Source organism: Pseudomonas sp. FW305-7, assembly GCF_058786735.1.
In genome coordinates, this window is record NZ_JBYSZA010000032.1 from 55164 (window position 1) to 68943 (window position 13780).

The window sequence follows — 13780 nt, forward strand, 5'->3', positions numbered from 1 at the left end:
AGAGGCAGGACCCATGGCAAACGTGCAAAGCGGCAAAATGATCGTCGGTCTCGATATCGGCACCTCCAAGGTGGTGGCGCTGGTCGGCGAGGTTTCCGACGACGGCTCGCTGGAAATCGTCGGGATCGGTACCCATCCGTCCCGTGGCCTGAAGAAGGGCGTGGTGGTCAACATCGAGTCCACCGTGCAATCGATCCAGCGCGCGATCGAAGAAGCCCAACTGATGGCGGGCTGCCGCATTCACTCGGCGTTCGTCGGCGTGGCGGGTAATCACATCCGCAGCCTGAACTCCCACGGCATCGTCGCGATCCGTGATCGCGAAGTCAGCTCGGCTGACCTTGAGCGAGTTCTCGACGCCGCCCAGGCCGTGGCGATCCCGGCTGACCAGCGCGTGCTGCACACCCTGCCGCAGGATTACGTGATCGATAACCAGGAAGGCGTTCGCGAGCCACTGGGCATGTCCGGCGTGCGCCTTGAAGCCAAGGTTCACGTAGTGACTTGCGCCGTCAACGCCGCGCAGAACATTGAAAAATGCGTGCGTCGCTGCGGCCTGGAAATCGACGACATCATTCTCGAGCAACTGGCCTCGGCCTACTCGGTACTGACCGATGACGAGAAAGAACTGGGCGTGTGCCTGGTCGACATCGGCGGCGGCACCACCGACATCGCGATCTTCACCGAAGGCGCGATCCGCCACACCGCGGTGATCCCGATTGCCGGTGATCAAGTGACCAACGACATCGCCATGGCGTTGCGCACCCCGACCCAGTACGCCGAAGAGATCAAGATCCGTTACGCCTGCGCCTTGGCCAAACTGGCCGGTGCCGGCGAAACCATCAAGGTGCCAAGCGTTGGCGACCGCCCACCGCGCGAACTGTCGCGTCAGGCTTTGGCCGAAGTGGTCGAGCCGCGTTATGACGAACTGTTCACCCTGATTCAGGCTGAACTGCGTCGCAGCGGCTACGAAGACCTGATCCCGGCCGGCATCGTCCTGACCGGCGGCACTTCGAAGATGGAAGGTGCCACCGAGTTGGCCGAAGAGATCTTCCACATGCCGGTACGCCTTGGCGTCCCGCATGGCGTGAAAGGTCTGGATGACGTGGTACGCAACCCGATTTATTCCACTGGCGTTGGCTTGTTGATGTACGGCCTGCAAAAGCAGTCCGACGGGGTTTCGTTCTCCGGCATCGGCAGCCGCGACAGCTACAGCAGCGAAGAGCCACAGGCGCCGCTGCTCGACCGACTGAAAAAGTGGGTCCAGGGCAATTTCTAAAGATTTACCGCAGCACCGCAACAAAAAGCAGTAGGCGAAAAAACTAGAGAATGTAAGGAGAGGGAAAATGTTCGAACTCGTAGACAACATCCCCGCAAGCCCGGTAATCAAAGTTATCGGTGTTGGCGGAGGCGGCGGCAACGCTGTCAATCACATGGTCAAGAGCAACATCGAAGGCGTTGAGTTCATCTGCGCCAACACTGATGCTCAAGCGCTGAAAAACATCGGCGCGCGGACCATCCTGCAACTGGGCACCGGCGTGACCAAAGGTCTCGGCGCTGGCGCAAACCCTGAAGTAGGTCGTCAGGCCGCTCTCGAAGACCGTGAGCGCATTGCCGAAGTCCTGCAGGGCACCAACATGGTGTTCATCACCACCGGCATGGGCGGCGGTACCGGTACCGGTGCTGCGCCGATCATCGCCGAAGTGGCCAAGGAAATGGGCATCCTGACCGTTGCGGTCGTGACCCGTCCGTTCCCGTTCGAAGGCCGCAAGCGTATGCAGATCGCCGACGAAGGCATCCGCATGCTCTCCGAAAGCGTCGACTCGTTGATCACCATTCCCAACGAGAAGCTGCTGACCATCCTCGGTAAAGACGCAAGCCTGCTGTCGGCTTTCGCCAAGGCAGACGATGTACTGGCCGGTGCCGTTCGCGGTATCTCCGACATCATCAAGCGTCCGGGCATGATCAACGTCGACTTCGCCGACGTCCGTACCGTGATGAGCGAAATGGGCATGGCGATGATGGGCACTGGCTGCGCCAGCGGTCCGAACCGTGCACGTGAAGCCACTGAAGCTGCAATTCGCAACCCGCTGCTGGAAGACGTGAACCTGCAAGGTGCACGCGGCATTCTGGTGAACATCACCGCCGGTCCTGACCTGTCCCTGGGTGAGTACTCCGACGTGGGTAGCATCATCGAAGCCTTCGCTTCCGAACACGCGATGGTCAAGGTCGGTACCGTTATCGATCCGGACATGCGCGACGAACTGCACGTCACCGTGGTTGCCACTGGTCTGGGCGCGAAAATCGAGAAGCCTGTGAAGGTTATCGACAATACCGTTCACACCTCCATGGCTTCGGCTCAGGTGCAGCAACCGGCTCCGGCCCGTCAGGAAGCGCCAGCGGTGAACTACCGTGATCTGGACCGTCCGACCGTCATGCGCAACCAGGCTCAGGCCGGTGCTGCGGCTGCCGCGAAGATGAATCCGCAAGATGACCTGGACTACCTGGACATCCCGGCATTCCTGCGTCGTCAGGCCGATTGATGGAATGTATCAGGGCTATGAAGGTGATTGGTGTTCAGCAAAGGCATGGTCTGCTATCATCGCCAGCCTTTGTTGATACCAGTTCGCAATTTGCGCTGAAGCGGCCCAAGCCATGATTAAACAACGCACACTGAAAAATATTATCCGTGCCACAGGTGTAGGCCTGCACTCCGGTGAGAAGGTCTATCTGACTCTCAAGCCTGCGCCTGTCGACACTGGCATTGTGTTTTGTCGCGCTGACCTCGACCCTGTGGTGCAGATTCCTGCCCGCGCGGAAAACGTCGGTGAAACCACTATGTCGACGACGCTGATCAATGGCGACGTCAAAGTGGACACGGTAGAGCACTTGCTCTCGGCCATGGCTGGCCTGGGCATCGATAACGCCTACGTCGAGCTCTCCGCGTCCGAAGTCCCGATCATGGATGGCAGCGCTGGACCCTTCGTATTCCTGATTCAATCGGCTGGCCTGGAAGAACAGGACGCCCCCAAGAAATTCATCCGCATCCTGCGTGAAGTGACAGTGGAAGACGGCGACAAGCGCGCCACTTTCGTCCCTTTCGAAGGATTCAAGGTGAGCTTCGAGATCGATTTCGATCACCCGGTATTCCGGGACCGCACCCAAAGTGCAAGCGTGGATTTTTCCAGCACTTCGTTCGTAAAAGAAGTCAGCCGCGCGCGTACTTTCGGCTTCATGAGTGATATCGAGTACCTGCGCAAGCACAACCTCGCACTCGGCGGCAGCGTTGAAAACGCAATCGTGGTCGATGCCGATGGTGTACTGAACGAAGACGGTCTTCGCTACGAAGACGAATTCGTGAAGCACAAGATCCTCGATGCCATTGGTGACCTGTACCTGCTGGGTAACAGCCTGATTGGTGAGTTCAAAGGCTTCAAGTCCGGTCATGCACTGAACAACCAGCTGCTGCGCAAGTTGATTGAGCAGACAGATGCGTGGGAAGTCGTGACGTTCGAAGACGCCAGCACCGCACCAATCTCTTACATGCGCCCTGTTGCGGCCGTGTAAGTAAAAAACCTCTCTAGTTTTTTGAAGGCCATCCTCGGATGGCCTTTTTTTATGCCTGCGGTTTTTGTATTGCCTCTACTGGCCCCATCGCTGGCAAGCCAGCTCCCACAGATTTTCGGGTTATTCACAGATCTTCAATACATCCAAAATCCCTGTGGGAGCTGGCTTGCCAGCGATGGGACCGTTGAAGCCACTACATCAATCAGGCAGCCACCACCACCCGATTACGCCCACCTTCCTTGGCCTGATACAACGCCTTGTCCGCCGCAAACAACAACTGCTCCAGCTTCATCTCACTCGTCGCTGTCCACGTAGCGATGCCAATACTCACGGTCATCGGCAGCTCAGCCCCGTCAACCAATGGCAGTTGCTCCACCGCCTGGCGAATATGCTCGGCAATCTGCTGCGCACCGTGGCTGTCGGTCTCCGCCAGAATCACCGAAAACTCCTCACCACCATAACGTGCGACCAGATCCGCCGGTCGCCGCACATTCTCGGTAATGACCTGGGCCAGCCGCTTCAATGCGTGATCGCCGGCCTGATGCCCATGCAGATCGTTGAAGGCCTTGAAGTGATCGGCATCAATCATCATCACCGACAGCGGTTTACCCGAGCGCTGGGCGCGGAACCATTCGTGGCGCAGTGATTGATCGAGCATCCGCCGATTGGCCACGCCGGTCAGTGCATCGGTTGCCGCCAGTTGCGCCAGTTCGTGCTCGGCGCGCTGGCGCAAGCGCAGTTCCCGGGCGAGCAGCCATGTGAGCCAGAGCAGGCCGAGGCACAGCACGCCGGTCGCACCACTGATCAACAATGCCGTGCGCCGCCAGGTGCCGAACACCTCGTCGCTGGACAACGCGACGATCACCGTCAGCGGTAAGTTGCCCACCCTCGAATAGGTGTAGAGACGTTGCTGATGATCGATGCTGGAAACGCTGTTGAAGCTGCCATTGCCATCACTGTCGCGCAGAATTCGCACCACGTTGGGCCGGTTACCGAAGCTTTTGCCAATGGAGTCGCTTTGCAGATACGGCTTCTGCGCGAGCAGGATGCCGTCGTTGTCGATGATGTTCAGGGTACTGTCGTTGCCGATATCGAGGCTGTTGAACAACTGGTCGAAGTAGTCGAGCTTCAGCGACGCCACGGCCACGCCGGCGAACTCACCGGTTTCCGTGGATATGCGCCGGCTGAAGCTGATGCGCCACTGGTTGGCTTCATCGCAGTCGCAGCGGGTCTTGAACGGGCGGCTGATGAACATGCCGACGTCACGGTTGAAGGCGTGCGCGAGAAAGTAGTCGCGGTCGGCGAAATTGCCGGGTTTTGGCTCGATCCGCGAGGAGTCAGCGACCACATCGCCGTGCTTGTCGAGCAACAGGATGTCGCCCTTGAAGCGCGCGGTGGTCGAGCGGTCGAACAGCGCCAGATGGCGGATCTGTGGGGTAACGTCGCGCAAGTCATCGCGCTGCGAGGCAGCAATCAGGCCTTGCAGTGTCAGGTCGTACAGCTCGACGGTGCGCAACACGTCTGCGTCGATCAACTGGGCAATAGTGGTGGCGCTGCGGGTGGCCGACTCCTGAGCGCTGGCGTGCTCACGAATCAACAGGAAAGTGACGATGCACACGATCGCGATCACGCTCAGCAGGCTGCCGGAGATCAGCAGCAGCTCGGGGCGTCCGGTCTTGCCCGCAACAGGTGGGGTACGGCTCGCGATCATGATGGAGTTATCGGTTGGGGGATTTGTGTGGTGAGGGGATTTATCCCCGATGGGCTGCGCAGCGGCCCTGATTTTTCAGTGAAGACAGGGGGGCGCTGCGCGCCCCATCGGGGATAAATCCCCTCGCCACAGCTTAGAAGACGTTGATCGGGTAGTCGATGATCACGCGGTATTCGTCGGTGTCTGAATCGATCACGCCATAACCGTTACCGCCGCGGTTGGTGGCCCATTGCAGGCGCACGGCCAGATCTTTGGCCTGACCGCTCTGCACCACGTACTTCAAGTCGAGGTCGCGTTCCCAGTGCTTGGCGTTGCGTCCATCGGCACTGTACCAGTTGGCGTAGCCCTTGCTGTCCGGGTCGACCTTGGTCAGGTCAACCGTGCCGCGCGAGTAGGACACCGCCGAGGTCAGCCCCGGTACACCTAGACCGGCAAAGTCATAGGCGTACTTGAGTTTCCACGAACGCTCGTTCGGACCGTTGAAGTCCGAGTATTGCTGCGAGTTGTCGAGGTAAACGCTGTCGCCCTGACTGATGTAGTCGAACGGTGTATTGCCGTTGACCCGCTGGTACGCGGCGGTCACGCTGTGGCTGCCGATGCCGACGGTGAAATGCAGGCTGTAGGTGTTGTTGTCGATATTGCCCAGCAGCGCATCGCCGGTGTCCTGGGTGTGATAGAAGTGCAGGCCCGGGTTGAGGCTGATCAGGTCGTTCAACTGCCAAGTGTAGTCGAGGTCGTAGTAGTACTGGTTCCAGATGTCCTTGAGCTCGGAGGCGTAGAGGCTGCTGGTCAGACCTTCGACACCGCTCCAGGCGACGCCGGCCCAGTTCAGGTGCTGGCTCTCGTCGCCATCGGCCAACGTCCCGTACGAGGTGCCGATGCGCGTGTGACCGCTCTGGTTGTACGGCTTGGTGAAACTGGCCTGGCCGCCTTCGATCAACCAGCCGTCGAAGCTGTGGTTGGTCAGACTGACACCGCGAAAGGTCTGCGGCAGCATGCGGCTGTCACCGCCGGCAATCACCGGATTGGTCAGGAACAGGTCACCGGCCTTCAGCTCAGTGTCGAACGCACGTATTTTCAGCGTACCGCCTGCTGTCGAGAACGACCCCGGCGCTTTACCGTTGCCATCGCTGATCGGCAGGATGCTGGAGCCGTCCGTGCCGCCACCACCATCGAGTTTCAGCCCGAGCATCGCATGGGCATCAATGCCGAAACCGACCGTGCCTTCGGTGTAACCCGACTGGAAGATCCCGAGAAAACCCTGGCCCCACTCGATGTTGTCGTCCGCTTTCTGCAAGCGGTTACGATTCATGTAGTAGTTGCGGGCGTTAAGGTTGAGGCTCGAGCCTGCGACGAAACCTTCTTGCGCCGGTTCGTCGGCGTGAACGGAAGGGGCAATCGTTGCGGCAATTGCAATGAACAGCGGAGTGAAGCGGACTGGGTAACGCACGTGCGGTAAAGCTCCTTGGGTCAGCGGCGCCTCATTGGCTTGAGGCACGAGATGTTTCTTGTTGTAAAAGACGCACCAAACAGCTTTCAGACCACAACGAAAAAAGGCCGCTGAAAATCAGCGGCCTGGAATGACGACGGTTGAACGGGAAGAGCCAAACAACCGCGTCGAGGGAAACGGTGCGGGGCGTGACTCAGCTGTCTTTCTCGGACGCTTGAGCCTGGGTGGCGGCAGCTTGAGGTGCCTGCGTCGCGTCTTTGGCCTTGGCCATCATTTCAGCCTGATGCTGATCGTACGCCTGCGCCCGTGCGCTGTTTTGCGCAACGAAGGCGTGGGACTCTTCAGCCATCGCCATCGGCGACAGGATCAATGAGGACAAAACGAAAGCGCTGGCAATACCCATACTGTTGGACATTCTGAAAACCTTCTTGCTTGGCAAGTGCTGTTTGGTGCGGGCAAAGATAAGGTTGCCGGGCGTTGGGAAACAGCGTGATTTTCATAAATGACTGTTGCAGCAGAAGCAAAGATCACACATTCCCGCAGGTGCAGAGACACTTTTGGCGAGGGGATTTATCTGTGGCGAGGGGATTTATCCCCGATGGACTGCGAAGCAGTCCTGAATTCTGTGTGCATGTTGTGTCAGAAAGATCGCGATCGCTGGTTTTGGGGCCGCTTCGCAGCCCATCGGGGATAAATCCCCTCACCACAAAAGCTCCCTGCCACATGGGGTTTTTGATCGTTCCCACGCTCTGCGTGGGAATGTCTCATCGGACGCTCCGCGTTCGGCTTTGGAAGGACGCAGAGCGTCCCCGGCTGCATTCCCACGCGGAGCGAGGGAACGAGCGGTGCGGGAGAGTTAGACGGGAAGGTGGATGCCGAACGTATTCATCCCCCGATCACTCTTCACAAACACATCCCCACCGTGCATCAGCGCAATCGCCTTGACGATCGCCAGCCCCAACCCGTGGTTATTGCCACTGTTACTGCGCGACGCATCCACCCGATAAAACCGCTCGAACAAGCGTGGCAAATGCTCATTGGCAATCGGCGAGCCGGGGTTGGCCACGCCGATACTCACCTGATGTTCCTCGATCTCGATCCGCACTTCGATGACCTGGCCCGGTGCCGTGTGCTGCACAGCGTTACTCAACAAATTGATTAACGCCCGGCGCAAATGCGCAACCTCGATCTGCACCTGCGCATCGCCGCTGACCTGCACCTGAACCTGCGCGTCTTCGAGAATGAAATCCAGGTATTCCAGCGTGGTTGCCACCTCATCGGCCAGCGACGTCGAGGTCAGTTTGGTGGCCTTGTTGCCCTGATCGGCACTGGCCAAAAACAGCATGTCGTTGATGATCGAACGCAGCCGTTCCAGCTCTTCGAGATTGGATTGCAGCACTTCGAAGTAGTGTTCAGCCGAGCGCCCACGGGTCAGCGCCACCTGAGTCTGGCCGATCAGATTGGTCAGCGGCGAACGCAGTTCATGGGCGACGTCGGCGTTGAATGATTCCAGCCGCGAATAGGCTTGTTCGACCCGCTCCAGCGTCGAGTTGAACGAGTCGACGAACTGCTCTAGCTCCGGCGGCAGAGGCGACAAACGCAAGCGCCCGGCCCGCAGCGGCGGCGCCAGGCGTTGCGCTTCGTGGGACAGTTTGATCAACGGTTTCAAGCCAATCCGCGCGACCCAATAGCCCAGCGCCGAAGCCATCAGCACACCGGCAATCGCCAGGCCGATCAGCGCGATCAGCAGATTGTGTTGAGTCTCGTGGAAGGTCTCGGTGTCGATGCCGATCATGAAACGCAGCGGTGGGCGCTGATCCTTGGCCGGCAACTCGGTCAACAACACTTTCAGCGGATAAGGGTGGTCGGCCAACTGCAGGTCATGCATGCCCAGCGGGCCTTTGGCGAAGGCACGGATCGCGGCGTCCGGCTGACCATATTCGTAACCCGGATCACCACTCACCACCCAGAAACGAATGCGCTTGTCCTCTTCGCCGAGCAGCTTCAACTTGGCGTTGATCTTCACCCAATGCTCGGGTGTGCCGAAGCGATTGAGTGCTGACTCAAGCACGCTGTAACGCGCATCCAGCTCGGCTTCCGGCAACAATCCCAAGCCTTTGTCCACCTGCTGATACAGCGCGCCGCCGATCAACAGAAACACCAGCAGCGCTACCAGCGTGAACATCCCGCTGAGACGCAGCGCAATCGAATTACTGGACACCACGGCTCTCCAGCACATAACCCATGCCGCGAATGGTATGCAGCAGTTTTTCGTCGAACGGCCCGTCGAGCTTGGCGCGCAGGCGCTTGATCGCGACTTCGACGACGTTGGCGTCGCTGTCGAAATTGATGTCCCAGACCATCTCGGCGATGGCGGTTTTCGAGAGGATTTCACCCTGACGCCGCGCCAATACGCTGAGCAGGGAAAACTCTTTCGCGGTCAGATCCAGCCGCGTGCCGGCGCGGGTAGCTTTACGACTGATCAAATCTATCCACAGGTCGGCAATGCTCACTTGCACCGGCTCATGGCCGCCGCTGCGGCGGGTCAGCGCTTGCAGGCGTGCGACCAGTTCAAGGAAGGAAAACGGTTTGCCGAGGTAATCGTCGGCGCCATCACGCAGGCCCTTGATCCGGTCTTCGACCCGTTCGCGAGCGGTGAGCATGATCACCGGGGTTTGCTTGCGCGCCCGCAACGCGCGCAACACGCCGAAGCCATCAAGGCCCGGCAGCATGACGTCGAGGACGATCACCGCGTAGTCGCTTTCCAGCGCCAGATGCAGGCCTTCGACGCCGTCGCGGGCCAGATCCACGGTGTAACCCTGTTCCGTCAGACCACGGTGCAGATAGTCCGCGGTTTTTTCCTCGTCTTCGATAATCAGAACGCGCATGACCCGCCTCAGTCTGTGGTGGCCAGCGTCGCTACAGACGCAGGCTTAGGCCGATGGAACAGCCGCTCGAGCCACAAGTATATGACCGGAGTGGTAAACAGCGTCAGCATCTGGCTGACCAGCAAACCGCCGACTACCGCGATCCCCAGCGGCTGGCGCAGTTCGGCGCCGGTGCCATAGCCGAGCATCAGCGGCAGCGCGCCGAGCAACGCAGCGAGGGTGGTCATGATGATCGGCCGGAACCGCGTCAGGCACGCCTCGAAGATTGCATCCTGTGGCGCCAACCCGCGATTGCGCTGAGCTTCCAGGGCAAAGTCGATCATCAGAATGCCGTTCTTCTTGACGATACCGATCAGCAACACCAGCCCGATCAACGCCATGATCGAAAAGTCCTGACCGCAGATCCACAGCATGATCACCGCACCGAGACCCGCCGCCGGCAGCGTCGAGATGATCGTCAGCGGATGCACGAAGCTCTCGTAAAGCACGCCGAGAATGATGTACACCGCCACCAGCGCCGCCAGAATCAGCCACGGCTGACTGGCCAGCGAACTCTGGAAAGCTTGCGCCGCCCCCTGGAAATTGCCGCTGATCGCGGTCGGCATGCCGATTTCGGCCTTGGCCTGATTGAGCAGAATCACCGCATCGCCCAGCGCCACGCCGGGGGCGAGGTTGAACGACAGGTTGGCGGCCGGGAACATGCCGTCGTGGGCGATGGACAATGGGCCAATGGTCGGCGCATCGAATTTGGCCAGCGCCGACAGCGGCACCATCTCGCCACTCAGCGGCGAACGCAGGTAGAAGTAGTTGAGGCTTTCGGCCTTGCCGCGCTGTTTGGTGTCCAGTTCCAGAATCACGTTGTACTGGTTGACCTGAGTCTGGAACTCGTTGATTTGCCTTTGACCGAAGGCGTCATACAACGCTTCATCGACATCGCTTGCCGTGAGGCCGAAACGCGCGGCGGCGCTACGGTCGATGCTGATGTGGGTGATGCTGCCGCCCAGTTGCAGGTCGTTGGAAATGTCGCGGAACGCCGGGTTGCTGCGCAGTTTTTCGGTCAGGCGTTGCGTCCAGGTGGCGAGGGTCGCGCCGTCGTTGCTCTTCAGTACGTATTGGTACTGCGCACGGCTCGGGCCGGAGCTTAAGTTGATGTCCTGGCCGGCGCGCAGATAAAGCACGATGCCGGGGACTTTCATCAGCTGCGGACGAATCCGGTCAATGAACTGACTGGCGCTGACGTCGCGGTCGCCGCGCTTTTTCAGAGCGATCCAGAAACGGCCGTTGGCGATGGTCTGGTTACTGCCCGACACACCCACCGAATGGGAAAACGCCTGCACGGCCGGGTCGGCGGCGACGATTTCGGCCATCGCCAGGTGTTTTTTCACCATGTCGCCGTAGGAAATATCCGCAGCAGCTTCGGTGGTGCCGAGGACGAAACCGGTGTCCTGCACCGGGAAGAACCCTTTCGGGATAAAGATGTAACCGGTGATGGCCAACGCCAGCGACAAACCGAACACGCCGATCATCAGTTTCTGATGGGCGAGGGCGCGGCGCAGGCCTTTTTCGTACCAGCCGAGCAAGCGTTCGCTGAAGCCCGGTTTATCGCTGGCGTGATGCACCGGTTTGCGCATGAACAACGCCGCCAGCGTTGGCGCCAACGTCAGCGAAACCACCACGGAAATCATGATGGTCGAGGTCGCGGTCAGGGCGAATTCCTTGAACAACCGTCCGACCACGCCGCCCATGAACAGCAGCGGAATAAACGCTGCCACCAGCGAGAAACTGATCGAGACCACGGTGAAGCCGATTTCGCCTGCACCCTTGATCGCGGCCTCGCGCATGTCGTCGCCAGCCTCCAGATGCCGGTGGATGTTCTCCACCACCACAATCGCATCGTCGACCACAAACCCCACGGCCACCACGATGGCTACCAGCGTCAGGTTATTCAGGCTGAAACCGAGGATGTACATCAAGGCAAAACTGGCGACCAGCGAAACACCCAGCACCGCTGAGACAATCAGCGTTGCCGACAACTGACGCAGGAACAGCGCCATCACTGCCACCACCAACAGGATCGCGATCAACAGGGTAATCTCGACCTCGTGCAGCGAGGCGCGGATGGTCTGGGTGCGGTCGATCAGGGTTTTCACCTCCACCGACGCGGGCAGCATGGCTTCGAGGCCGGGCAGGGCGGCTTGAATGCGGTCTACGGTCTCGACGATGTTGGCGCCGGGCTGGCGCGAGATCACCAGGTTTACTCCGGGGCGATCACCGGCCCAGGCTTGCACGTAGGCGTCTTCCGAACCGTTGACGACTTTGGCGACATCACGCAAGTGAACCGGGGCACCGTCCTTGTAGGAAACGATGAGTTGGCTGTAGTCCTCGGGGTGGAACAATTGGTCGTTGGTCGACAGTGTCGAGATACTCGATTCGCCGTACAGCGCACCTTTGGCCAGGTTGAGGCTGGTCTGCTGGATCGCCAGACGAATGTCGGCGAGGGTCAGGCCGATGGCGGCCAGTTTGTCCGCTGAAGCCTGCACACGAATCGCCGGACGTTGCTGACCGGTGATGTTGATTTGGCCTACGCCGTCGATCTGACTGATCTGACGGGACAGCAGGGTTTCCACCAGATCGCTGAGTTCGGTGCCGGGCATCTGCGTCGAGCTGACACTGAGGATCAGCACCGGGCTGTCGGCCGGGTTGACCTTCTTCCAGGTCGGCAGCGTCGGCATGTCTTTGGGCAGTTTGCCGGCGGCGGTGTTGATCGCCGCTTGCACTTCCTGGGCGGCGGTGTCGATGCTCTTGTCGAGGGTGAATTGCAGGGTTAGCAGGGTTGAGCCCAAGGCGCTGCTGGAGGTCATCTGGGTCATGCCGGGGATGGCGCTGAATTGCACCTCCAGCGGCGTGGCCACGGACGAGGCCATGGTGTCGGGGCTGGCGCCGGGTAACTGCGCGGAGACCTGAATCGTAGGAAATTCCGCTTCCGGCAGTGGGGCAATCGGCAAGCGCGGGAAGGCAATCGCGCCGACCAATACCAGGGCAATGGTCAGCAGAATCGTCGCGACCGGGTGATTGATGCACCAGGTGGAGACGCCTTTGTGCGCCTTCATGGTTTCGGCTCCGACTGCACCACTTGCGGCGGCTCACTCATGACTTGCACGGTGGAACCGGGTTTGAGCCGCGACTGGCCGTCAGTGACCAATACGTCACCGGCCTTCACGCCTTTGATGATGTCCTGGCCACTGCCTTGGTAAACCATCTGCACTTGCACGGCTTCGACCTTGTCGCCGTTGACCCGGTAAACGAAGTGCTGGTCGAGGCCGCGTTGTACGACGGTGGGCGGTACGACCAATGCATCTTTGTCGAGGGCTGTCTGAATTTTTACCGTGACCAGCAGGCCGGGCCAGAGCTTTTGGCTGGCATTGTCGAATTCGGCTTTGGCGCGAATGGTGCCGGTGTTGGCGTTGATCTGGTTGTCGATCAGGGTCAGGTGGCCTTCGCCGAGCAGGTTGCCGGTTTCGCCGTCGGTATCGGCGCCGATGTAGGCTTTGACCTGTGCGCGCTGTGGGTCGTTGATCAGTCCCTGCAGGGTCGGGAGCATTTGTTGCGGCAGGGAGAATTCCACGGCGATCGGGTCGATCTGGGTGACGGTGAACAGGCCGGCGGTGTCGGTCATGCGCAGGAAGTTGCCTTCGTCGACTGTGCGAATACCGACGCGGCCGGTGACCGGGGAGCGGATCTGCGTGTAGGAAAGTTGTACCTGCGCGGCGTCGATCGAGGCCTGGTTGCCTTGGGCGGTGGCTTTGAGTTGGTTGACCAGGGCTTGTTGCTGGTCGTAGGTCTGTTTGGATACGCCGTCGTCGACGCTGAGCAGTTTGTAGCGTTTGAGGTTGACCAGGGCGACTTGCAGTTGTGCCTGGCTTTCGCCCAGTTGCGCGCGGGTCTGGTCGAGGTTGGCGCGGATGGAGCGGTCGTCGATGGTGGCCAGCAGGTCGCCTGCTTTGACGAGTTGGCCTTCCTTGACGAGGATTTTGGTGAGGATGCCGTCGATCTGTGGGCGCACGACGACGCTGTGTAATGAGAGTACGGAGCCGATGCCGCTGGTGTAGCGGGGGACGTCTTTTGCGCTGACCGCGATGACTCGCACGGGGATGGCGGTGGGGGTGGCGA

Annotated in this window: 10 protein-coding genes; 3 read left to right on the plus strand and 7 right to left on the minus strand. The window is 59.9% G+C overall.

All coding sequences use genetic code 11. The annotated features are described in order from the left end of the window. Positions 1 to 13 precede the first annotated feature (13 nt). From ftsA to lpxC, 3 genes are all read left to right on the plus strand, one after another. Positions 14 to 1273 (plus strand): cell division protein FtsA, encoded by a 1260-nt coding sequence (gene ftsA, locus AC3WMT_RS26895; protein ID WP_103306210.1) that lies wholly within the window; start codon positions 14 to 16, stop codon positions 1271 to 1273. Positions 1274 to 1340: 67 nt separating this feature from the next. After that, positions 1341 to 2537 (plus strand): cell division protein FtsZ, encoded by a 1197-nt coding sequence (gene ftsZ, locus AC3WMT_RS26900; RefSeq protein ID WP_016986475.1) that lies wholly within the window; start codon positions 1341 to 1343, stop codon positions 2535 to 2537. A gap of 112 nt (positions 2538 to 2649) precedes the next feature. Continuing rightward, on the plus strand, positions 2650 to 3561 hold the full coding sequence (gene lpxC / locus AC3WMT_RS26905) for a UDP-3-O-acyl-N-acetylglucosamine deacetylase (RefSeq protein WP_103306209.1): 912 nt from the start codon (positions 2650 to 2652) through the stop codon (positions 3559 to 3561). Between the two features lie 202 nt (positions 3562 to 3763). On the opposite strand, the gene AC3WMT_RS26910 is transcribed toward lpxC, so the two are convergent. The 7 genes from AC3WMT_RS26910 to AC3WMT_RS26940 form a co-directional block, all read right to left on the minus strand. After that, on the minus strand, positions 3764 to 5272 hold the full coding sequence (locus AC3WMT_RS26910) for a sensor domain-containing diguanylate cyclase (RefSeq protein ID WP_103306208.1): 1509 nt from the start codon (positions 5270 to 5272) through the stop codon (positions 3764 to 3766). 133 nt (positions 5273 to 5405) lie between these two features. After that, positions 5406 to 6722, minus strand: coding sequence for an OprD family porin (locus AC3WMT_RS26915; protein ID WP_103306207.1), 1317 nt, complete (start codon positions 6720 to 6722; stop codon positions 5406 to 5408). Positions 6723 to 6915: 193 nt separating this feature from the next. Beyond that, entirely contained in the window at positions 6916 to 7137 is a 222-nt protein-coding gene (locus AC3WMT_RS26920) for a hypothetical protein (RefSeq protein WP_103306206.1), read from the minus strand. 441 nt (positions 7138 to 7578) lie between these two features. Continuing rightward, positions 7579 to 8943, minus strand: coding sequence for a heavy metal sensor histidine kinase (locus tag AC3WMT_RS26925; protein WP_103306204.1), 1365 nt, complete (start codon positions 8941 to 8943; stop codon positions 7579 to 7581). Next, entirely contained in the window at positions 8933 to 9610 is a 678-nt protein-coding gene (locus AC3WMT_RS26930; RefSeq protein WP_007916978.1) for a heavy metal response regulator transcription factor, read from the minus strand. The genes AC3WMT_RS26925 and AC3WMT_RS26930 overlap by 11 nt, the downstream gene beginning before the upstream one ends. Positions 9611 to 9618: 8 nt before the next feature. Next, positions 9619 to 12720 carry a multidrug efflux RND transporter permease subunit gene (locus AC3WMT_RS26935; RefSeq protein ID WP_103306203.1) on the minus strand — a complete coding sequence of 1034 codons (3102 nt, stop codon included), beginning with the start codon at positions 12718 to 12720 and terminating at the stop codon, positions 9619 to 9621. Then, the coding region (locus tag AC3WMT_RS26940) for an efflux RND transporter periplasmic adaptor subunit (protein ID WP_103306202.1) at positions 12717 to 13780 on the minus strand (1064 nt) is incomplete at its 5' end. The genes AC3WMT_RS26935 and AC3WMT_RS26940, both read right to left, overlap by 4 nt.

What these genes read in the sequence shown, in the direction of transcription:
- AC3WMT_RS26910 (WP_103306208.1), bottom strand. Translation starts at nt 5,272, where the DNA reads ATGATCGCGAGCCGTACCCCACCTGTTGCGGGCAAGACCGGACGCCCC.
- AC3WMT_RS26935 (WP_103306203.1), bottom strand. Translation starts at nt 12,720, where the DNA reads ATGAAGGCGCACAAAGGCGTCTCCACCTGGTGCATCAATCACCCGGTC.
- ftsZ (WP_016986475.1), top strand. Translation starts at nt 1,341, where the DNA reads ATGTTCGAACTCGTAGACAACATCCCCGCAAGCCCGGTAATCAAAGTT.
- lpxC (WP_103306209.1), top strand. Translation starts at nt 2,650, where the DNA reads ATGATTAAACAACGCACACTGAAAAATATTATCCGTGCCACAGGTGTA.
- ftsA (WP_103306210.1), top strand. Translation starts at nt 14, where the DNA reads ATGGCAAACGTGCAAAGCGGCAAAATGATCGTCGGTCTCGATATCGGC.
- AC3WMT_RS26920 (WP_103306206.1), bottom strand. Translation starts at nt 7,137, where the DNA reads ATGTCCAACAGTATGGGTATTGCCAGCGCTTTCGTTTTGTCCTCATTG.
- AC3WMT_RS26930 (WP_007916978.1), bottom strand. Translation starts at nt 9,610, where the DNA reads ATGCGCGTTCTGATTATCGAAGACGAGGAAAAAACCGCGGACTATCTG.